The following is a 21,369-nucleotide window of genomic DNA, read 5'->3' as shown; positions in this document are numbered from 1 at the left end:
CACGCGGTCAGTGAATCAGCATGCCGCCGTTCACATCCAGCGTGATACCGGTGAGATAGGACGACAGGTCGCTGGCCAGAAACAGCGCGGCATTGGCCACGTCCTGCGCTGCGCCCAGGCGGCCCAAGGGAATGCCGTCGATGATCGCGTTGCGTCGCTCATCCTGCATCAGACCGCCGGTGATATCGGTATGAATCAGGCCGGGGGCGATGGAATTGACACGCACCTGATCAGGCCCGAATTCACGTGCCATCGCCTTGCCCAGTCCCAGCACGCCGGCTTTCGCCGCGCTGTAGTGAGGGCCACCAAAAATGCCTCCGCCGCGCTGGGCGGAAACCGACGACATGCAGACGATACTGCCCGAGGATTGGGCGCGCATGGTCGGGATCACCGCTTGCGACATGAGCAGAGTGCCGCGCAGGCTGACGTCGAGCACCTTGTCGTAATCGCCAGGGCGGATGTCCAGGGTCTTGATGGGCTGTGTGATACCCGCGTTATTCACCAGAATGTCAATGCGACCGTAGTGCGCGATGATTTTGCTGACGGCTTCGTGAACCTGTTTTTCATCGGCGACGTTGGCCGCCAGACCCAGATGACCTTCACCCAGTGCGGCAGCGGCATCGCGTGCAGCGGACTCATCCAGATCGATAATGACCACGCGTGCGCCATGGCTGGCGAACGTGACCGCAGTTGCGCGACCAATACCGCGCTCCGACGCTGCGCCGGTGATGACTGCGATTTTGCCTTGAAGAAGCATAAGGGTTACCTCTGATTATTGTTGTTGGATTCGATTCGGGTGATCGATGACTTCAGAGTGTTCCCGGTGCGGGTCCTGAGCAATGCCGCAAAAATCACTGGATGCTGAAAAAAATTCACCTCTCGTCAATCCGCTATACCAGTGGTTGAATGCATGAAACTCGAATAATCGGACACATCGGAGTGTTCATGCAGCCTGATGACGATGCACCTCTGAGCCTGCCACCGCTGAAAGCGCTTCAGGCCTTTGAACAGACTGCCCGCTTCGGCAATCTGGCCAGAGCAGCCGAGGTCCTGGACCTGACACCCTCGGCAGTCAGTCACCAACTGGCCAGACTGGAGGCTTTGATCGGACGGCAATTGTTCGTCCGGGCCGCGCGTGGTGTCACGCTCACGCCGGTCGGCGAGCAGTATCTGAAAGATGTCTCGGGGGTGTTGCACAGCCTTGCCGTCGCGACCGAACGTGCGGCAAGCGATGTCAGTCTCGATTGCTTGCGCCTGCATTCCGCGCCCAGTTTCGGGCTGCTCTGGCTGATGCCAAGGCTGGAGGCGTTTCGGGTAAGCCACCCGGATATCCAGATCAACCTGTCGTGCTCTTATGAGTCGCTGCATTTCAGCCGGGACAAGATCGATGTCGATATCCGTCATGGCAGACCAAACTGGCCGAGCTACGAAGTGCGCACCCTGCGTGACGAGAAATTCGCTGTGCTGGCGTCTCCGCAACTGCTGGCGCGTCGCCCGGTGCATAGCGCAGCGGACTTGCTCGACCGCGAATTGATTCTCTCCGAAGCCACGTTGCTCAAATGGCCTGAATGGTTTGCCCGGCATGGTCTGGCTCGCCCGGAAAAGCCTTATGCGCTGAGTTTCGACCGCTCGTACATGACGCTGGAAGCCGCCAGTCACGGCTTGGGTTTTGCGCTGGAAAGCACCTTGCTGGCGCAAAAGTATCTGGGCACTGGCGAACTGATCGAAGTTGCGCCTCAAGAATTGACTGCACCGGTTGCAGCGCATCATCTGGTCTTTCCCAAGGCCCATTCCGGCTTCCCCAGAGTCAGAAGATTTCTTGAATGGATGGAGCATGAGTTAGGGCAGGGGTTTGTGTTTTGAGCCGCCCCGCTTATGGTTAGCCTCTTTGCCAGGTGTGAGCGTGGCATAGGGCATGGGCTCATTCTCATGATGTCTGAATACGCCTCACCATGGAGATGTCATCATTTATGGAAAATAAACTGGTTTCCAGAACAGCGGTCGTTACCGGCGCGGCTCAAGGCATCGGTGCCGCCATTGCAAAACTCTTTGTGCAACAAGGCTGCTTCGTTTACGTCACGGATATTAACGACGACCTTGGTAATGCGGTTGCAAGCTCATTGGGTAGTCGCGCCTGTTTTCTGCGTCTGGATGTGCGGCGTGAAGAGGATTGGCAACGACTGGCCGCGCAGATTTCAAATCAAGGCCAAGGACATTCAGATCACGCCTGCCAAAGACGGTTTTGGCCGAAAGCTGGAGGTCGCGAAAAGCCGTAATCGGCCGGAAACAGATGCTTACTCAGAGGCTGCTTCCGGCTTGCTGTTCAAGCGGTCGAGACGGCAGATGGTTATTCTCTAACCGTGCCCCCACTATGCTCGCAAGAAGTAGAAACCTGGCCGTGCTAATCCACGAGCAAGTCTCAATTCTGTGGCCCCGGCAATACTAATGCCTTGTCACAGGTACGCTCAAATTGCAGGGGGGTTACGGTAATATGCCCAGCAAGAAGCTCGGCCGTTTCAGTACCTGCTGTATCAGCTTGTGTGTGCCTGTCCAGGCTCAACCAGTGATATTGAAGGCCGCGAGGATCATTCTCTGTGCGTACGGATACACCGCTCAAACGTCCAGATCCTTGGCGTGTCAGTTTCAATGGAAGCACGGCGGCCAAGGGGCAGCAGGGGAAATTGATGTTCAAGCAAACGTCTTTCGGCCAGTCCATACCCATGAGCTGGGCGATGACTTGTGGCGCATGATTGAGCGCGTTTTCCCAAGGTACAGCACTCCTGTCGGTAAACGACTGGCTCAACGCGATAGATGGAACCCCATACAGCAACCCCGTCATGGCGGCCCCAACCGTGCCCGAGAAAACTGTTTCGACTCCCAAATTCGCGCCTCTATTTATTCCTGACAAAATCAGATCAGGCCTGTCGTGATTGAGCAGGTGCTCTAACGCCATTGCCACACAATCCCCCGGTGTCCCGGTGACTGCAAAGCGTCTGGGGCCATGAAAGCTCATCCGCAATGGAGTGTGAAGACTCAGCGAGTGAGAAGTGCCGCTTTGATCCAGTAACGGAGCTACAACCCAAACCTCCCGTGCTATTTGAGACGCAATGCGTTCCAAAACCTTAAGCCCCGGAGCATCAATACCGTCATCATTGGTGAGAAGAATCCGCTCGAATCTCGGGTGGTCATTAGGCATCTTAATTCCCCTCATGATTTTCCGGCCGAATCTGAGAATACTGCCGTAGGCTGTTTTAGCTATAATTACATAGCTATTTTATTATAGGTATACCTTGATGGATATTTCGTTGTTTCGTGAACAGGTGACTCGACTAAGCAAACGTCTGCGTCAGGAAGCACAAAATCACCCTGAAACCTGGTCGCAAATGTTGGTCTTGAGTGCAATTGACCAAATGGACGGGACGGCGACGCCTTCGAAAATTGCAGAGGCCGAAAACATGCGGTCGTCGAACGTGGCCTCTCTGCTGCGCGACCTGCAAGCTCGTGAGCTGATTACGCGCACTCACGACACCAGTGATCTACGCCGCACATGGATAGGGTTGTCCGAAAAAGGCAGGCTGGTATTACAGACAAGCCGAGATCGACGCGATGAATGGCTGGGCAACGCGGTGGAAGCGTACCTTTCGGATAAAGAACTCAAACAACTGGAAGTTGCTGGAGCGCTGATGGAGAAGCTGGCCGGTTATAAGAAATTAAGCGATTAGCAAAAATAAGCCCCGACAGCAGGCAGCTATGGGTCGAGATTCGCCTCTCGCGCCAGCCGACTCTCGACCCGAATACGCTGCTCACGAAAAACAGAAATCGGCCAAGTGTTGCCGGTCGTAAACCATCGCTATGGTGATGCTTGACAAGATTTTCTGAGAGACTGAAATTCGACAAATACGAAAAGAGAGTCGCGCTTCAGTATCTCTTTTCCTCCTTCAATTTGAACCATGCCGCGGAACAGTATTCTGCGACCGTTGGGAGACCCGTTTGCTTAATGTTCCCAAGGATCTGATTGGTGATGACCGCCTGTCGCATGTGCTGAGTGCCAGCGAGAGGCTGACCAGTGCGGCCTCGGTTGAGGAGGTCGTCGCTGTGTTGAGGGACACGGCGCGCGCTGCGGTAGGCGCGGAGGGCATTGCGGTCGTCATTGAAAATGAAGGCCGCTGTTCTTATGTAGCCGAAGATGCGGTTTCTCCCCTTTGGCAAGGACAGAGCTTCCCGATTAGCCATTGTGTATCTGGTTGGACGATGCGCCATGGTGAGACGGTTGCGATCAGTGATGTTTGGCTCGATCCACGCATCTCGCAGGACGCTTACGCGCCGACCTTTGTCCGAAGCCTCGTGATGGTGCCCGTCGGTAGACCTGTTCCGTTCTCGGCGCTTGGCGCTTACTGGTCCGATGTTCGCGATCATGATCCCGATACGATCAAACTGTTGGAAAGTCTAGCGCGACTGGCAACCATCGCAATCGAGAATGCGCGCCTGACCCAGGCACGCAATCGCGGGGCGGCACTAAGGGCCACTCAGAATCGAATCCTTGAACTGGCTGTAGAAGTGACAACCCTGAACGTTACTCTGGACGCAATCGTCCGCGAAGTGGAAGCGCTGTCAACGTCGGGATTCGTGGGGAGCATCGTGCTCCTGGATGAGGACATGGATCACGTGGAGCATTGTGCCGGCCCGAGTCTGCCTGACGCTTACACTGACGCTCTCAAAGCTATTGCTGTCGCCCCGTTCCTGGGCTACCAGAGCGCATTAATGGCAGTGGCCGACATCATGATCGACCCACGCTGGAGCGAGTTCCGCGATCTGGCCGTCGGACATGGGCTGTTCGTCTGCTGGTCAGTCCCTATCCGTTCGGCGCAGGGCGCACTGCTCGGTGCTTTCGTCCTGTACCACCGTGAGCTGCGTGAGCCGTTGCCAGAGGATGTTGAGATCATCGACTTCGTGGCTCATACGGTCGGACTGATTGTTCACCGTGCACGAACGGATTCCGCGATCCGTATCAGCGAGTCGAGGTTGCGCCTGGCCGTTGACCACGCCGATGTGGGTTTTTGGGACGTGGATTTGGTGCATGACACGCTGGTTTGGCCTTTACAAACCAAGGCGATGTTCGGCATCTCGGCTAACGTGACGGTCACGTTGCAAGATTTCTATGATGGTTTGCACCCCGAGGATCGTGATGCGACGATCGACGCCTTCCTGGCGGCCGCAGACCCAGAGCGTCGCGCGCTCTACGAGGTCGACTATCGCACGATTGGCCGAGAGGACGGCGTCGTTCGCTGGATCACGGCCAAGGGGCGCGGGGTGTTCAATGCAGCCGGTGTCTGTTTGCGCGTCACCGGCACCGCAATCGAAATCACTGCTCGCAAGGCTGCCGAGGAGGAGCTGAGAGAGCTTAACGACACCCTTGAAAGGCGAATTGTCCAGGCCATCGCCGAGCGCGAGAAGGTCCAGCAGACGCTGCGCCAGAGCCAGAAGATGGAAGCGATGGGGCAGCTTACCGGCGGCGTTGCGCATGACTTCAATAACCTGCTCACGCCCATTGTGGGCACGCTCGATCTGCTCCTGCGACGTGGCGTGGGTGGCGATCGAGAGCAACGTCTCATCTCGGGCGCGATGCAGTCGGCGGAGCGTGCCAAGACGCTGGTACAGAGACTGCTTGCCTTCGCGCGCCGTCAGCCGTTGCAGACGGTTCCGGTCGATGTGGCCAAATTGCTGAGCGATATGGGTGATCTGGTGGCCAGAACGGCCGGGCCGAAAATCAAGGTGGTCGTCGATGCTCCAGAGAATCTGCCTGCTGCCATTGCCGATCAAAACCAGCTGGAGATGGCTGTTCTCAATCTCTCCGTGAACGCGCGTGACGCGATGACCGCAGGCGGCACCCTGTGCATATCTGCCGGCACGGTGCTGGTGGGCGATGGGCATCGTTCGAAGCTGCCGAAAGGCGAATACCTCTGTTTAACTGTCGCAGACACGGGCACTGGCATGGACGCTGCCACGCTTGGCCGAGCGGTGGAGCCATTCTTCTCCACAAAGGGTGTCGGCAAAGGGACTGGTCTGGGTCTTTCGATGGTGCATGGGCTGGCATCACAATTGAACGGTGCTCTCACGATTCAGAGTTCGCCAGGTTCCGGGACGAAAGTGGAGCTGTGGTTGCCGCGCAGCATGACCGTGCCAGCAGCGGCTTTGCACATTGTCGAGGCGTCAGAGCCGCAATTGACGCGCGGGATCGCGCTGCTGGTCGACGATGAGGAACTGGTACGGGCAAGCACCTGTTACATGCTGGCCGAGCTGGGTTACCGCGTGATCGAGGCCGGGTCAGGTGAAGAGGCCATGCAACTGATAGCCAACGGGCAGGCATTTGATCTGCTGATCACTGACCACCTCATGCCGGGTATCAACGGGACCGATCTGGCCCGAGTGGTCCGCTCCTCAAGGCCTGGAACCGCGATCCTGCTGGTCTCCGGATATGCCGAACGTGAGGGCCTTGATCCGGATCTTCCGCGGCTCACAAAGCCGTTTCGCAAAAGCGAACTTGCAGCATGCCTTGCCCCGCTTCACGGCAAGGGCGGCGGCCCCGCGCCAGAAGCTTATGGCTTGGCACCCTGACCTTCGCCAGAGTATGGGGTGAAGGCCATCGTTCCTGTCAGCTTGGATTTGGCAGTCAATGATGCGCCGTTCATCACAGGCTATGCCTCCAAACCTCCTTCGCCTGTGAAAATTTTTATGGTTGGCCGCTAGCGCTTATATCAGCTCTTCAAACGGCCAGCCGATGCGCCTGCCAAGCACCACCGTCCTCGCCTTGCGAGCCTGTCGACAGCAGCTGCTTTTCCGGCGCACTAAACATCGAGTGCAGGTTCTTTTCGATGGTGTTGCACAAGTCTTCCATGCGAATCCGGTGCTGACTGCTGCCGAAGGGCGCTTGCAGGTCGGTGCCGATACGGTCCATTGCCAGCAGCATGCAGCCGACCACCGTGGATATCGCCGGGGTGAACCAGCCCAGGGTGGTCACCATGCTCAGTGGCATGATGACGCAGAACAGGGTGCTGAACAGCCTCGGAAAATAGATGTACGGGTAGGGCAAGGGTGTGTTGGCGATGCGTTCCATGCCGCCTTGGCAGTTGGACAGTTCGACCATGGTCGACTCCAGTCTCGCCAGACGAATGCTGTCGATGCGTCCCGCTGCAAACTCTTCGGAGATGATGGCTGCCGAGCCGTTCAGAATGTCATTGGGAAAGTTATTGCTGTCAGAGGCCCGACGAATTTCGGCGTTCGACAACAGACCGTCGAGCCTTGCGGTGCCGACATCGCCTTTGAGATGGGCCCGCAGTGCCCGCAGGTAGGCCACGTGGCGATGAAACAGCACTTCTTTCACCGGGTTGTTGCGATCATCGGTATTACCCTCAATCAGGGTAATCACCTGGCGGCCATAGCTGCGTGAGCTATTGACCATCGCGCCCCATAACGTGCGCGCTTCCCACCAGCGGTTGTAGGCGCTTGTGTTGCGAAAGCTGATCAGCACGATCAGTGCCGAGCAAAGCAGCGTGAGAGGCATCAGCGGGAAATCGATGCCCTTGCCTTCTATCAGCATGACATCCATGGTCACGGCCAGGTCCCAGAGCAGAAGCCAGAACAGCGACCAGCCAACGTAGGTGACCGTTCGGCTGATACACCGCCATTTTTTTTCGAAAAGCCCCGTCATTACGGCACTCCCTTGCTGGGTTGGAAGAAGGCTGTATATGTTCAGTGAACACGTTATGCCGCGAACTTACGCCGCTCGCCTTAAAGCCCGCTTAATTTCCGGGTGCGTAATTTTCAACACGGTTTGCTGTGCTGTTTCGGCTGGTGCCTTTGAATTCGGCATGCACAGGTCATGCACTGGAACCGTCAACGGATCCGGGACCACACAGCCTTTGTCGATCCTGTTCAACTGGCGGGTAGCCGGACGTTTCGCTGTTTCTGGCGTTGTTTGATCGACACTTCGTTGCATTGCTTTCACGCAAATACTCGTTCCGGACAAGCCCGCCTCAGCGCTTTGCTGTTCAAACTCCGTAGACCGAGAGGGAATTTCCATGCACATCAACCGATCCGCCCAACAACCGCCTGGTATTGAGATAGAGAGCTTTCGAACCGCGTCTGACGCGTCTCTTGCTTCCAGTTCTGTGCGGTCCGTCAACTCCGGTGCGCAGGACAATCTGCATGCGATCACTGATTACCTGAAGGATCATGTGTTCGCTGCACACAAATTGCCGTTGACCGGCTCATTGGACGACCACGCTGCCATTCATGCTCATAACGAGCAGATCGATGCGCTGATCGATGCGCGCGCCAGGCGGTTGAGTGAGCAGGGCGAAACCCGTGCAAGCATCGGAGAAACATTTGCCAAGGCGGAAAAGTTCGACCGATTGGCGACGACGGCATCAAGCGCGTTACGGGCCACGCCATTTGCCGCTGCTTCGGTGCTTCAGTACATGCAGCCAGCGATTAACAAGGGCGATTGGCTACCTGCGCCACTCAAGCCGCTAACCCCGTTCATTTCCGGGGCGCTGTCGGGGGTGATGGACCAGGTGGGCACCAAGATGATGGATCGTGCGACAGGTGATCTGCATTACCTGAGCACCTCGCCGGACAGGCTCCATGATGCGATGGCTGCCTCTGTGAAGCGCCACTCGCCAGGGCTTGGCAGGCAGGTTGTGGACATGGGGATTGCGGTGCAGACGTACTCGGCGCGCAACGCAGTGCGTACGGTGTTGGCTCCGGCACTGGCGTCCAGACCGGCAGTCCAGAGTGCTGTCGACATCAGCGTGTCGACGGCGGGTGGTCTGGCTGCCAACGCAGGCTTTGGCAACCGCATGCTCAGTGTGCAGTCGCGCGATCACCTGCGCGGTGGTGCATTCGTGCTCGGCCTGAAGGATAAACAGCCCAAGGCTGACCTGAATGACGAAACTGACTGGCTCGATGCTTACAACGCGATCAAGTCAGCCAGCTACTCAGGTGCGGCGCTTAACGCTGGCAAGCGGATGGCCGGTCTGCCACTGGACATCGCGACTGACGGGCTCAAGGCGGTGAGAAGTCTGGTCTCGGCAACCAGTCTGGTACAAAACGGGGTTGCCTTGGCGGGCGGTTTCGCAGGGGTAGGCAAGTTGCAGGAGATGGCGACGAAAAACATCTCCCATCCGGCGACCAGTGCTGCGGTCAGTCAGTTGACCAACCTGGCGGGTTCGGCAGGCGTTTTCGCAGGCTGGACCACCGCTGCACTGGCGACTGACCCTGCGGTTAAAAAAGCCGAGTCGTTCATACAGGACACGGTGAAGTCGACTGCGTCCAGTACGACAGGCTATGTTGCCGACCAGACCGTGAAACTGGCAAAAACCGTCAAAGACAAAGGCGGGGAAGCGCTCGTCAATACCGGTGCCAGCTTGCGCAACACGGTCAATAACCTGCGTCATCGTCCCGCGCGTGAAGCGGATATTGAAGAGGGTGGTATTGCGGCTTCTCCAAGTGAAACACCGTTTCAGCCTGGATGGTCGTAAGCAAACTGTAAGTTGCAATTAGACGGTAAAAAGGGGCGGGCTCAACGAGTGAGGCCACCCCTTTTTTCCAGCTGTCCGGTTGGGATTCAAAGCGCTGTGTGTTGGGTCGAGGCCTTGGTTTTATCATAGGCATGTTTGACATCGGTCATGGCGATGTTGCTGGTCTCCAGCTTCAGGTCTTCGCTGTCGCTTTTTACCAGTGCGAACTTGCCGTGATTAGCGTCTACACCGTCCAGCTTGATATTCATGTCATCAAACTGCTTTTCACCATTGGTGCGAACCAGCGTTCCGAAATTGTTGGCTTCGAAACCAGTGATGTTCAAATGAGTGTTCGCGTTAAGTTGGACAACCTTATCGTCTGCGTTTTCAGCACTGCTGTTTTTGATTTGCAGATTGGTCACCTTTGCGCCTCCCTCGCCCTTGACAGTGATCATGTCCTCCCCGACGTTTTCGGCGTGCACGTTATCAATGGTGACTTGCTGGGCGCTTTTGGCTACCACATGTATGCCATCCACCTCGTTCTCGCCCAGATTCGCGTTTTTCAAGGTGGCGCCTTCTGCCAGTTCGAACAAAGGCTTCTGGTTTTCGCTCTGGTCTCCGTTACCCATCGACTTGTCGGCGGTGAAGGTTGCGCCATGTGCGTCATAGACTGTGTTGGCAGCGACTTTGATGGTGTCTTTCACCACAATGACCTTGCCGGCCTGGTCGTTGGCGCCCGCTGTATCCGAAACCGGACCCGTGCCTGAGGTATGGTTGGGGTTGGCCAGTTGCGGTGTTACGCCATCATCGTTCTCGCTGCTGCCTTCGACAGAAGGCGTGCTGCTACCTGTTGCAGTGGGTGCAGGGCTATCGCCGCCGTCACCGCCTGTTGCAGTCGGCGTATCGCCACCTCCATCACCTGTTGCGGTGGGGGTATCGCCGCTGCCATCACCCGTTGCGGCTAGCGTACTGCCGTCACCGCTGTCACCGCTATCGGTTGAAGGCGTACCGAGCCCGCCATTGTTCTGAAAAGGGTCCTGCCACTCGCTCGAGTCCTGATCTGTGTCCTGTTTTTTATTAAGGTTCATGAGCATCTGCAGCAGTGAAACAATCAATGCACTGAACAGCTTGATGAGGTTGGACTCGGGGTTGGCTGTGTTGTTGGCATCCTGTGGGCTCTGCACGCTGTTGTCGGGTTGCCCGAAACTGACGTTTTTCTGTGCGGCGCTGTTGAACAGCATGGCGCCAGCGTCTACGGCCTGCGGTGCGTTCTCATCGTGGAAGGTGTTTGTCTGCGGGCTTTTTTCACTCAGCGCCGAGAAGTCCAGCGCGGCTGGCGCGGGTTGGTAGGGCGTGGGGGTGATACCGATGCTCATGATGTTTTACCTCGATGGGGTGGACATATGAACCAGCGTCGTCTTCCGGATTTACCAGCGTCGGTCGCCGCGTCCCTGTCAGTTCTATAGGTCGACGAGGAATTCGCCAGATGTTGCTCGAAGTGAGTGGCAAAGCGAGGTGAGCGGTTCCCGTTTCGCCGCTATCGATGGCGATGTTTTCAAGACGCCATCCCTTGTGCGCTTGACGAGCGCAAGGAACCAAAACGCCTTTACCTTCGACTCAGTGCGAACACACCGGCAGAAAAACGGTGTGGCTTTATATCGCACTCAGAGGCCGTGAAATGACCAATAATGACCCGTACCACACCCTGATAAACGAAATCTGCGCGCTCAGCCTTATTTCCACGCCTGAACGTTTTTACGAATCTGCCAATTTCAAAATCAGCGAAGTGGACTTCACACTTCAGTATCAGGATCGCGATGAGGGCCGTGCTGTTCTGATTTACGGCGACATGGGAGCGTTGCCGACACGCAATCGTGACGCTGTATTGCTGGCGTTGATGGACATCAATTTTCATATGTTCTCGGGCGCCCATAGCCCGGTTTTCTCTTGGAATGCTCAGACCAGCCGGGTGCTGCTTATGGGGTCCGTGAGCCTGGAGCGAGCCTCTGCCGAAGGCGTGCTGCTGTTGATGAAGTCGTTCGCTGATCTGGCGAACGAGTGGCGCGAGCACGGGTTCATCGGGCAGGCCGCAACGGCAGGTGCTTCGGCTGAGCAGCCTGTTGCCACGGCAGCCAAACGCGAGAGCCTGTCGGCCTCAGGGAGGTTTCAATGAACACTCCGCGAATCGGTGGATCGGGCGGCATCGAGCTCGCCCGGATAAACCAGCAGCCCGATGCTATTCCCGCCCAGACCGCTCACCCGAATGCAGTGACGCCAGGCATGAATCCGCCGCTGACTCCCAATCAGGCAGGGCCGCACGCAGCAGAAAGCTCGGCTGCCGGTGCCGCGCGGCTGAATGTTGCGGCGCGACACACGCAGCTTTTACAAGCCTTCAAGGCTGAGCCTGCGACGGCTCCGGTCAGCGGCGCGCCGATGATCAGCTCGCGTGCCGCGTTATTGATTGGCAGCTTGCTGCAGGCTGAAAAGCTGCCTTTTGAAGTCATGGCCGAGCGTCTCTCTCCTGAGCGCTATCAACTGAAGCAGTTTCATGGTTCGGACTTGCAACAACTGCTGGACAAGTTTACCCAGCCGGGTCAGGCCCCCGACAAAGCCGAAGTCGGTCAACTGATCAAGGGCTTCGCACAATCGGTCGCCGATCAACTGGAGCACTTTCAGTTGATGCACGACGCTACGCCAACCAAGACAGGCCCGCATGCCAACGAGGATCGGGCGACTCTTGCCGTCAGTCAGGCCGCTCTTGGCGAGTACGCCGGTCGTGCTAGCAAGGCAATCGGCGAAGAGCTGAGCAAAAGCATCGTGTCGCTGGATGAGCACATCGCTGCAGTGGATGTGAGCTTGCAAAGTGCCGAAGAGGGCGACAAGGAAGCTTTGCACGCTAACAGGCAGGCGCTGGTTGATGCCAAAACCACTCTGGTCGGCCTGCACGCCGATTTCGTCAAATCGCCAGAGGCCAAACGCCTTGCTTCGGTCGCCGCACATACACAACTGGACACCGTCGTCAGTGATCTTGTCACTGCCCGCAACTCGGTTGGCGGCTGGAAAGGTGCCGGGCCGATTATTGCGGCTGCGGTTCCGCAGTTCCTGTCGTCAATGACGCACCTGGGTTACGTGCGTTTGTCCACCAGTGACAAGCTGCGAGAGGAGGTGCCTGAGATCAGCAGCGACGCCAGCATGCTCAAGGCGGCAATAACCGGAATGGTCGCGGGCATTGCTCACGAGACAGTTAATAGCGTAGTGAAACCGGTGTTTCAGGCTGCCTTGCAGAAGACTGGCCTGAACGAGCGCTTGAACATGGTGCCACTCAAGGCTATCGATACCAATTCGGTGATTCCTGACCCCTTCGAACTGAAAAGCGAGCACGGTGAACTGATCAGGAAAACGCCCGATGAACTCGCTCAGGACAAGGCATTCGTCAAGGGCGAACGCGCGGTGCTGAACCAGAAGAAGGTCCAGGGTTCGTCCACCCATCCGGTGGGTGAACTGATGGCTTACAGTGCCTTTGGTGGTTCTCAGGCAGTGCGCCAGATGCTCAACGATTTACACCAGATCAATGGCCAGACGCTGAGCGCAAGAGCCCTGGCATCCGGCTTTGGCGGGGCGGTGTCTGCCAGTTCGCAAACGCTTTTGCAGTTGAAGTCGACGTATGTCGATCCCGCAGGGCGCAAAATTCCGGTATTCACGCCAGACCGAGCCGAGACAGAGTTGAAAAAGGATCTGGCCAAAGGCATGGACCTGCGCGAAGCGTCGGTACGTACCACGTTCTATAGCAAGGCAATATCGGGTATTCAGAGCTCGGCGCTGACCTCGGCACTGCCGCCAGTGACAGCCCAGCCCGAAGGCGCGCGCGGTACGCTCAGTGCGGGGAATATCCTGCGCAACATGGCTCTGGCCGCAACGGGCTCGATTTCCTACTTGTCCACGCTGTACGCCAACCAGTCTGTCACCGCCGAAGCCAAGGCGCTGAAGGATGCGGGCATGGGCGGCGCAACGCCGATGCTGGATCGTACCGAAACAGCCTTGAACAACATCCGCCATCCGAACAGGGCATCGCTGCCACATACCTCCCAGCCGGGCACATTGAGCGGCATTCCAAGGGCTATGGAAAACGCTTATCACATGGGCCGAGGCGCGTTGCAGCTGCCAACCCAGATGGCTGTGGACACGGTTCGAGTGTTGGCAGACGGTGTGCTGAACGGCGTGTCGTCAGCACGCGCTGCGCTTACGCCAGCAAAACCGCCTGAAGCTCGCGGGTCCGTCGACGAGCCCCGGAACGCGGCCCCAACGTCGCCAACCAGCCCCACAGTGCAGCGGCCGGCACCTTCCGTTCCGCTTGACGACGAGCAGTTGCGGGCGCTGGAAGAAGGCTTGCTCGCTCCGCGCTGATTCCAACGCCGGGCACAGTCCGTACCTGTCTGCTGTCCGGCTGATTCAGACTGCTTTAACTTTAAAGGACTATAACGATGAGAAACCCGACACCCGATTTCGCCCGCTTCATTAACGCTCTGAGCGTCCAGCTCGGTACATCATTGGCCTTGCAGAATGGCGTATGCGCCCTTTACGACGGCCAGAACAACGAAGCGGCGATCATCGAGTTGCCCGAGCACAGCGAAATGGTCGTCTTTCATTGCCGTGTAGGCCGTTGTCCGGAGCGTTCCACTGATCTGCAGCGCCTGTTGAGCCTGAACTTCGACGTCGCCCGTTTGCACGGTTGCTGGTTTGCTGTCGATCAGGGCGATGTACGTCTATGCGCCCAGCGTGAACTGGCATCGCTCGATGAACCGGCGTTCTGCGATGTGACTCGCGGCTTCATTTCCCAGGCACGCGAGGCTCGCGCATTTCTGGCTTGAATAAAAAAAGCGCCGCGTAAAGGCGGCGCTTTTTTCACTGTTTGCGTTTTCAGCTTTTCAGTTCAAACCCTTCTTGCTTCAACTTGCTCGCCGCTTCCTTGAGCGACGCCGAAGGCCGCGACAACTCGCCGTCAAAGGTGTAACCAATCGGTTTGTCCTGGTCTGCGCCATAAATGAAGTTGATGCGCCCCAGCGTTTTAGTGACACTCATATTCGCTCCGCTGTTATAGCTGACCAGGGGTGTTGGTGAGGTGAAGTTTTCAGCCTGAGTCGCGGTGTGGAATACCACCAGGCGCTTGATGCGCATCTGGCTGCGGTCCCCCAGAAGGTCGGAGAGGTCGCTTTGGGTCATGGTGCCGTCCAGGCTACCTTCGTCGATTTTATCGACCAGTGAGTCCTTCGGTTCCAGCCGTACGCGCGCCAGTGTCCCGATGCTGCCCTCCATGTCCTTGAGCATGGCGCGGAGTTTCGGGTCCTGGCGCATGAATTCGGCAACCCTGGCTGCATTGCCGGGGGCGCTCGCTTCACGCACTGAGCCCATGATTTTGGTGAGTATGCTTTCACTGCTCAGGCCGGAGAGGTTGGTTTTGCTGGTCTCAAAACGTGCGTTATCCATCACGCTGTGCTTATTGACTGATGCCCGATGCTCGACCGCCCCGCGTTTCAGGCCACGAAGCGCTTTGTACTGCTTGTCGTTCTGCCATTGAGTGTCGGCAAACAGTTCTTCAAGGCCGTCGAGGTGCGCCTGAATAACCTCATCCGGTTTCTTGCCTGCGTAACGCGCATTCAGCGGGTCGGCCAGTTCGGCCAGTTTTGCTTTGGTCGTGCTGTCCTTGAATGCCTCGCCGAGGCTTTTAGACAGCTTGCCCAAACCTTCGGTGGTTATCGGCTTGGCGACGTTATAGCGAAACTTGACCCGTTTGACAGTCCTGTTCTCTACGCTGAAATTGACCGCTACTCCCAGATTGTTGGCGGCTGACTGTGAAGCGGGCGTCGGTCCCGGCGCGGAGGCGGGTGTGCCTGTGGGGGCGGTGTGGGTGCCGCCGATCTGACCGCGAAGCTGCCCGCCAAGCGTTGCGTTGTTGAGAAAACGCGGACGGTTCTTGCCGCCTTCGCGCAACTCGGTCTTGTCGTTTTTCTGGGTCAACGAGTAATCGGTGTAGGTCATCAGGTTAACGGTGATGTTCGCCGCGAATCCGCCGCGCACCACCGCAGAGAACGAATCGCTATTGGGATCGGCATCCGGGTCTCTGTCTTCGGTCAGGTTTATTCCTGCGCGTAGATCGGCAGTTCCGCCCGCCGTGAGGTCGAAGTTGAATCGCCGCGCCTGGTAGGTCTCATGGTCTACTGCTTTTTTAAGTACCTGCAAGGGGTTCAGCTTGCCTTCAAACAGATCGTCGACAAATGCGTCGATGTCTTCATCCGGAACGTTGAAGACCACGCCGGCACGTTGGCTGGCGGCGACGGTGGCTGTCACGTCCACGCCCAGGCGAAAGTTGGGGGTCAACGTGCGGTTGTTACCGACGTCGACACTACGAGCAGGATGGTTTTCGTCAAAAAAGCCCGGCCAGTAGTCTTTGCCGGCACCGAAGCCACCGCTTACGTTTCCCGCACCTTCGCTGATCAGGTACAGCGTAACGCCGCCCTCGCAACGCTCGGCATTGAGTATGTAGTTACGGTTGCCGGTAGTACCTGCCGTTGGCCATAGTCCTGTGGCCTTGTCGGCAAGAATGATGAACGGGGTGGTAAGGTTCAGTCCGTAACTGCGCTGCAGCCCGATTTCGTCGTCGCCATGCTCCAGTTGCTTGAGCATGCTTTTGAATTTTCCGGCCAGCTCCGCCTGGTCCTTGCTGCCTGTGGCTGCGCGCATATTGACGCTAACCGCATGGTCAGCTTTTTTGAACGACTTGAGGAATGTCTTGACCGCTTCGTAACCGCTTTCCAGCGCTTTGTTATCGGTAAAGCCCATGTCTGTAACCACCTTGACCGGGTTTTCGCCGTAAGTCACATCACGCAGCGTCGCCAGTTTGTTTTGTAACGGGTCTATGTCGGCTTGCGGCGGTAGCTGTTCGACCTCGTCGAGCAGCGCGCCGAGGCTTTTCAGCGTGACCAGATCCAGCGCCAGACGCGCTTTACTCAGGCCATGCTCCTCACTGGCATCGCGGCGCTGCCCCAAGGGTACATCGGCTTTCTGGTGGCTGAGTTTCAGCCCTTGATACTTCAGCGTGCCGAGTAACTTTTTGGTGGGGTTTTCAGCAGACGGAGCAACTTGAGTCAAGGCGTCCTGAAGCTCCTTGACCAGGTCATGTCCAGAGCTTTTGAAGTTGAGCTTTGTGCCCAGCTCAGCGAGTTTCTTGCCGAACTGAGTGCGCACCGACGGCTTGGCCAACTCACCGTGCTGGTTGAGAATGCCATCTTGTTGCCTGAGGTTTTTCACCTTGCCATAGCTTTGGCCGATAGACATCAGCGCCGTATAGCTGTGATTTTCCAGCTCTTCGCGCAGGGTTTCCAGTTCCTTGACCAGCGTAGCGCCTTGAGGCCCCAGTTTTGATTCCAGTGCGGCAATGCGCGCTTTCAAATCCTTGCCCGGGGCTGGTGGCCTGCCGCCGGACTCATTGATCAGCTCCAACTGCTTGAACAGCATGGACTCGGTTTCATAAACCTCATTCAGACCCAGACGACCGTGGTGGCGATGTTGAATACTGTTGCCAACGTTCTTCATCCAGCGGGGCACTTCTGCGGTGTTTTTGTAGACGTTGGCGCGTATGAATTCGCGGGTGCTGGCTTTTTTGGATTTCTCCACACCGCTGCGCCCGAATGCATTGATGTCCATTCTGAGCGTCAGCCCGGTTTTTGGAATTCGCCAGGTCTTGTTCGATCCCGTGATTCGCGAGTGCACGTCATTCAAACCGTTTTCTTCTACCGGGCGCTGCTCGAAAGCTTGCCATTTGCCTGCACTGAGCCGCATCAGACCCTGGCCCTCGGCGTCTTCGATCTGGGCGCTGAGCACGTTGTCGTCATTGGCGAAAAGTGCCTTGACCGGCTGACCCCCAGGTAGGGCAACCGGCGTCCAGCGGGCGCGCATCTGATCCCCCAGCTTTGTCGATTGCCAGGCTTCCTTGGGCAGGCAATAAAGCCCGCCGGTACTGGTGAGCGCATGAAGGTTCTGTTTTTCATCCAGAGCAAGGCTCTTGATATCGCCCTCCAGGCCGGGGATATCGAGAGTGAAGGGTTTGTGATCCTTGCTGTGGGCGGTCAGCTTGTTTTGGTCATCAAGGGCAACGAAGCATTTGTTGCTGACCATTGCAAAGGCTGTGATCACTCGGTCGTCGAGGCCTTCGATTTCCTTGCCCATCTCGACTGTTGTCGAGCGCGCGGTCTGTGCCAGCGCTGTGTTGTGGTCAAAGGCCATGTTGGGGTGTTCAGGAGTCACCTTGAGCGCGTGCAGTTTGCCGCCCTTGAGCACATAGGCGTTGCTGTCGGCACCGCGTTGCAGGCGCTCAATATCTTTTATACCGGCGTCTTTCCAGCATTCGGGCGTCGCGTCCCAGCGCTGAATGCGTCCTTCGCTCAGGCCAACCAGACCCGCACGATCGAGGTTGAGCCGGTCAGCGGCGGTGGGGGGCGGGGGCATGCTCAGCCCGCGATTGTTGCTCAGTACCAGAGCATTGGTCAGGTTCCAGCCGCTTTCCAGTTTTGAATCCTGCTCATTGAGCGCGTGGGAGTGAATCTCGCCCTGGCGGTTTTTGATCAATGCATGCACACGGCCGTCATCCCCATTGATGAATCCGGTGACGCTGTCGTGGCCACCCAGCGGCAGGCCTGCCAGTTGAAAGTTTGCCTGATCGGGCATCAGCTTCAATTGCGGGTCATTGCTTTCAAATGCGCTCCGGTCCGCGCTGTAAAGTCTGCCTTGGGTGTCTGCTATGAACAGCTTGTTGTCGCTCAGGCCGACCGCAGCCGCTTGCGCCTTGCCGCCGTCGAGTTCAAGCGCTTTGGTTTTCTTCTCGGTCAGATCGCCAATCACCGGGCTCATGTCTGTGAGCAGAATCGCCTGGGTCTCTTTGCCGCTGAGCAATGCCGCTCTGTTGTCCGGCGCCACCGAAAATGACTGCAGATCCTTGACTTCAACGTGCGGCATGAACGGGCTCGTGAGGTCGACTACCACATCGTCGCTTTTCGCATAGACCGAGCCGTTGCCGCCTGTCGCCAGACTGTTGAAAGCAATGTCCTCCGTGCCTTCAGGCGCTTTCCAGCGAGCACTGAGCGGGTCGAACTGATAGAGCCGGTCTTCATGCACACGCATACGCTCGCCGTCGTGCCTGAGAAGCACGCCGGTGATGTGAGCGATGTGCGCCTTGCCGGGTAACTCTTGAGTCTTGCGTCCGCTCGCGGTGTCGACGTGAATGTTGCCGTCTTCACGCTCCAGTTTCACAGCTGGCGGTTTCTTTCCTTCTATATGCAGTGCTTCTTTGCTGCTGCGGATCAAGGCTAGCGAACTGTCGTCCTGCGCCAGGTGCAGCAGGTGCCCGTTGGCCTGTAGCAACTGATGGCCGTGCACGCCGTCTTTGCTTTGATGGGCCAGGTAGGTTTGCCTGGGGGTGGCGAGAATGGAATCCAGCAATGGGGCCAGGCCGGGAGTATTGAACGTGGAGAAGTCAGGCTTTCCCTTGGCGTCCAGTTGAATGCTGCCTTGTGGCTCTGAGTTGCGAACCAGTTTTTCGTCTTTCAGCTCGAAACGGCCTCCGTTGCTGCGCGTCATCATCGATTGCCGAGAACTCTGGAGCGTTGCCGGCTCGTCCGGGTCTTGGGCTTTGGTGCCGGAAGTGCTGGCGCCGCTATGCCCCGCACGCGTCACTGGCTGGCGCGTATCGTCCAGGTCATCAAGACTATTGCTCGATAACTGAGATACAGGCGCTTTATCTTTGGCTGTCTTCGCATTTGAAGTGGGCTGTGAAGGCTTGACGTTTTTTACGGTGGGAGGCGTGGCCGCTTTCTGCTGCGGTGCCTTGGATTTCTGGAACAGTTTGCTGACGTTCTTCAGCGCTCGCTTGCCGACACTGCTCAGTGAGTGCGAGGAGCGCTGCTTGGGTTGTTCGGTTTTTTGCTGTAGATCAGTTGCAGCGTTCGTATTTGCCGGGACTGGCGGCTGAATGATGCTTCCGGTGTTGCGGTGGATCGATGATGAATGCACGGTGAATCTCCCTGTCCATTTGCCACTGATGGCAGCCTGATGCAAAGCGTGAAAATTCCTTCATCGGCTGAGTGGCAAGTGATGGTGGAGGGTTCCATCGCAAATACTTATGGCTGAAATGATTCAGCCAAGCGCCTTGCAGCGCTGATATCGGTTTCAAAGGGAACCGTAACGGTGAACGTGCCACGTAGGATGGACACGTTCAGGACATTCCCCCCATGCCCGCCGTTGCCTCCTTCGTATCGCGCCCCCGCTTGCTGGCTCGCGCTATTCAAATCGCTGTCCTCGCCTTGGGCTCGCTGTGTGTGGGTTGTCAGTCTGTGGACTATTCAGCACCACGGCAGGAACGCAATCCGCGGCTGGTTACGGGCCTGGTCTACTGGGGGGGAGATGATCAGGAAGGTGCGCGTGCGGCAGAGAGCATTTCCGATTTGCCCGTGTATAACGGCGAGGACGTGTGGCAGCGCGTTGCGCAACGCAGCAGGCTGGCCGCTGGCCAGGGCATGAATGAGCGTATCGCTCGCCAGCGCGACTGGCTGCTGAGCAATCGTGGCTTTATCAGTGGGGCAAGTGTCCGGGCCAGCCCCTATCTGCATTTTATTGTCGAGCGCCTGGACGAGCGCAACATGCCGCTGGAGCTGGCACTGTTGCCAATGATCGAAAGCTCCTACAACCCGATGGCCAATTCACCGGCCGCTGCGGCGGGCCTTTGGCAATTCATGCCTTCTACCGGGCGCAGCTTCAATCTGTATCAAAGCGCTACGTATGACGCTCGCCGTGACGTGGTGGCATCCAGCAGGGCGGCGATGGATTACCTGACCCGCCTGCATGATCAGTTCAATAATGACTGGCTGCTGGCACTGGCGGCCTACAACTCGGGCGAAGGCACCGTCGGCCGGGCGATCGAGGCCAATCGGCGGCGCGGCCTGCCTGTTGATTACTGGCACCTGAATTTGCCCAGGGAAACCCTGGATTACGTGCCCAGGCTGCTGGCGCTCTCGCTGATCGTGCGCAACGCCGCTACCTACGGTGTAAAACTCACCCCGGTCGCCAATACGCCATATTTTGACGTAGTCGAACTCAACCATGCGGTAGACCTGACCCAGCTTGCGGCCACTGCGGGTGTGGATGAGGGCCAGTTGCTGAGACTCAACTCGGCGTTTCTGCGCAAAAAAACGCCGGATGGACCAGGGCGGTTGCTGTTGCCCAAGACTCAGAAGCAAGTGCTGACAGCCGGTATCGCGCGAATAACCGGGGAATCTCCTGTGACTACGGGCACCCCTCAGCGCATTGAAAAGCCTGTGGTCGAACACTTGGCATTACCCCGGACGGCACAGCCGGTGAGGGTGGTCGAGCGAACGCCGGTGCCCAGGCCCGTGCAGGCGGTGGAGGTGGCTGAACGGGCACCTGTGCCCAAGCCCGTGGAACCCATGCAGGTGGCAGAGCAGGCTTCTGCGCCGCAAACACCACCCTTGGTACCGGCTGTCGAGCATAAAGAGCCGCCGATGACCCTGCGGACACCGGCAAGGGAGGCATTATCGGTGCCTAGCGTGGTACAAGCCGGGCGCTACGTGGATGACCGCTCGTCGCCTCGCAGACGTGATGATATCGAGGATCGTACGGGCCCGCGCGAGCTGCCAAGCGGCCCGCGTATCGTGGTCTATGCCAGCGGTTCACGCTAATAACCTGCGGTTTTAAAGCCGGATGCCTAGCAAAATCACCTGAAAAATGCCCTTTTTTGGTGCTTTTTCTTGTTGGCGTTTCGGTGTGACTCGCCGTTAAGACGCTA

General features: G+C 57.6%; 13 protein-coding genes and 1 pseudogene. 9 read left to right on the top strand and 5 right to left on the bottom strand.

The features are described 5' to 3' along the window. Window positions 1-7 precede the first annotated feature (7 nt). Window positions 8-757 (bottom strand): SDR family NAD(P)-dependent oxidoreductase, encoded by a 750-nt coding sequence (locus tag AO068_RS01480; protein ID WP_058407448.1) that lies wholly within the window; start codon window positions 755-757, stop codon window positions 8-10. Window positions 758-945: 188 nt separating this feature from the next. Between AO068_RS01480 and AO068_RS01475 the strand changes: the two genes are divergently transcribed. Both AO068_RS01475 and AO068_RS26370 read left to right on the top strand, forming a co-directional pair. Next, the gene (locus AO068_RS01475) at window positions 946-1,863 is read left to right on the top strand and encodes a LysR substrate-binding domain-containing protein (RefSeq protein ID WP_005735171.1); all 918 of its coding nucleotides are present in this window, start codon (window positions 946-948) and stop codon (window positions 1,861-1,863) included. 107 nt (window positions 1,864-1,970) lie between these two features. Continuing rightward, window positions 1,971-2,210: pseudogene (locus AO068_RS26370) on the top strand (SDR family NAD(P)-dependent oxidoreductase); the annotation flags it as partial. Window positions 2,211-2,419: 209 nt separating this feature from the next. On the opposite strand, the gene surE reads toward AO068_RS26370, so the two are convergent. Further along, entirely contained in the window at window positions 2,420-3,196 is a 777-nt protein-coding gene (gene surE / locus AO068_RS01465; RefSeq protein ID WP_058407462.1) for a 5'/3'-nucleotidase SurE, read from the bottom strand. 97 nt (window positions 3,197-3,293) lie between these two features. Here surE and AO068_RS01460 point away from each other — a divergent pair, with 97 nt between their 5' ends. Together AO068_RS01460 and AO068_RS01450 are read left to right on the top strand one after the other, a co-directional pair. Next, on the top strand, window positions 3,294-3,722 hold the full coding sequence (locus AO068_RS01460) for a MarR family winged helix-turn-helix transcriptional regulator (RefSeq protein WP_005735168.1): 429 nt from the start codon (window positions 3,294-3,296) through the stop codon (window positions 3,720-3,722). Between the two features lie 373 nt (window positions 3,723-4,095). Next, window positions 4,096-6,615: a GAF domain-containing hybrid sensor histidine kinase/response regulator gene (locus AO068_RS01450; RefSeq protein ID WP_310887187.1), complete on the top strand. Its 2,520-nt coding sequence runs from the start codon at window positions 4,096-4,098 to the stop codon at window positions 6,613-6,615. Between the two features lie 148 nt (window positions 6,616-6,763). Here AO068_RS01450 and AO068_RS01445 read toward each other — a convergent pair whose 3' ends face one another. Further along, entirely contained in the window at window positions 6,764-7,708 is a 945-nt protein-coding gene (locus AO068_RS01445; protein WP_058399572.1) for a bestrophin family protein, read from the bottom strand. A 460-nt stretch (window positions 7,709-8,168) separates the two neighbouring features. On the opposite strand from AO068_RS01445, the gene AO068_RS01440 reads away from it, so the two are divergent. Next, window positions 8,169-9,539 carry a hypothetical protein gene (locus AO068_RS01440; RefSeq protein WP_058407461.1) on the top strand — a complete coding sequence of 457 codons (1,371 nt, stop codon included), beginning with the start codon at window positions 8,169-8,171 and terminating at the stop codon, window positions 9,537-9,539. 86 nt (window positions 9,540-9,625) lie between these two features. Here AO068_RS01440 and AO068_RS01435 read toward each other — a convergent pair whose 3' ends face one another. After that, window positions 9,626-10,894 (bottom strand): pectate lyase, encoded by a 1,269-nt coding sequence (locus tag AO068_RS01435; protein ID WP_058407445.1) that lies wholly within the window; start codon window positions 10,892-10,894, stop codon window positions 9,626-9,628. A gap of 302 nt (window positions 10,895-11,196) precedes the next feature. On the opposite strand from AO068_RS01435, the gene AO068_RS01430 reads away from it, so the two are divergent. The 3 genes from AO068_RS01430 to AO068_RS01420 all read left to right on the top strand — a co-directional run bounded on the left by AO068_RS01430 (window position 11,197) and on the right by AO068_RS01420 (window position 14,386). After that, window positions 11,197-11,691, top strand: a complete 495-nt coding sequence (locus AO068_RS01430) for a CesT family type III secretion system chaperone (RefSeq protein ID WP_058399574.1) — start codon at window positions 11,197-11,199, stop codon at window positions 11,689-11,691. Further along, window positions 11,688-13,922, top strand: coding sequence for a hypothetical protein (locus AO068_RS01425; protein WP_058407444.1), 2,235 nt, complete (start codon window positions 11,688-11,690; stop codon window positions 13,920-13,922). The genes AO068_RS01430 and AO068_RS01425 overlap by 4 nt, the downstream gene beginning before the upstream one ends. A gap of 77 nt (window positions 13,923-13,999) precedes the next feature. Continuing rightward, window positions 14,000-14,386: a type III secretion system chaperone gene (locus AO068_RS01420; RefSeq protein WP_058399576.1), complete on the top strand. Its 387-nt coding sequence runs from the start codon at window positions 14,000-14,002 to the stop codon at window positions 14,384-14,386. Window positions 14,387-14,435: 49 nt separating this feature from the next. On the opposite strand, the gene AO068_RS01415 is transcribed toward AO068_RS01420, so the two are convergent. Continuing rightward, window positions 14,436-19,580, bottom strand: a complete 5,145-nt coding sequence (locus AO068_RS01415) for an AvrE-family type 3 secretion system effector (protein ID WP_058407460.1) — start codon at window positions 19,578-19,580, stop codon at window positions 14,436-14,438. A gap of 218 nt (window positions 19,581-19,798) precedes the next feature. Between AO068_RS01415 and AO068_RS01410 the strand changes: the two genes are divergently transcribed. Next, complete coding sequence (locus AO068_RS01410; RefSeq protein WP_058407443.1) at window positions 19,799-21,262, top strand: transglycosylase SLT domain-containing protein; 1,464 nt, start codon at window positions 19,799-19,801, stop codon at window positions 21,260-21,262. Window positions 21,263-21,369 lie beyond the last annotated feature (107 nt).

Source organism: Pseudomonas sp. ICMP 3272, assembly GCF_001466905.1.
In the GTDB taxonomy this organism is placed as follows: domain Bacteria; phylum Pseudomonadota; class Gammaproteobacteria; order Pseudomonadales; family Pseudomonadaceae; genus Aquipseudomonas; species Aquipseudomonas amygdali.
This window is presented reverse-complemented; position numbering and strand designations above follow the sequence as displayed.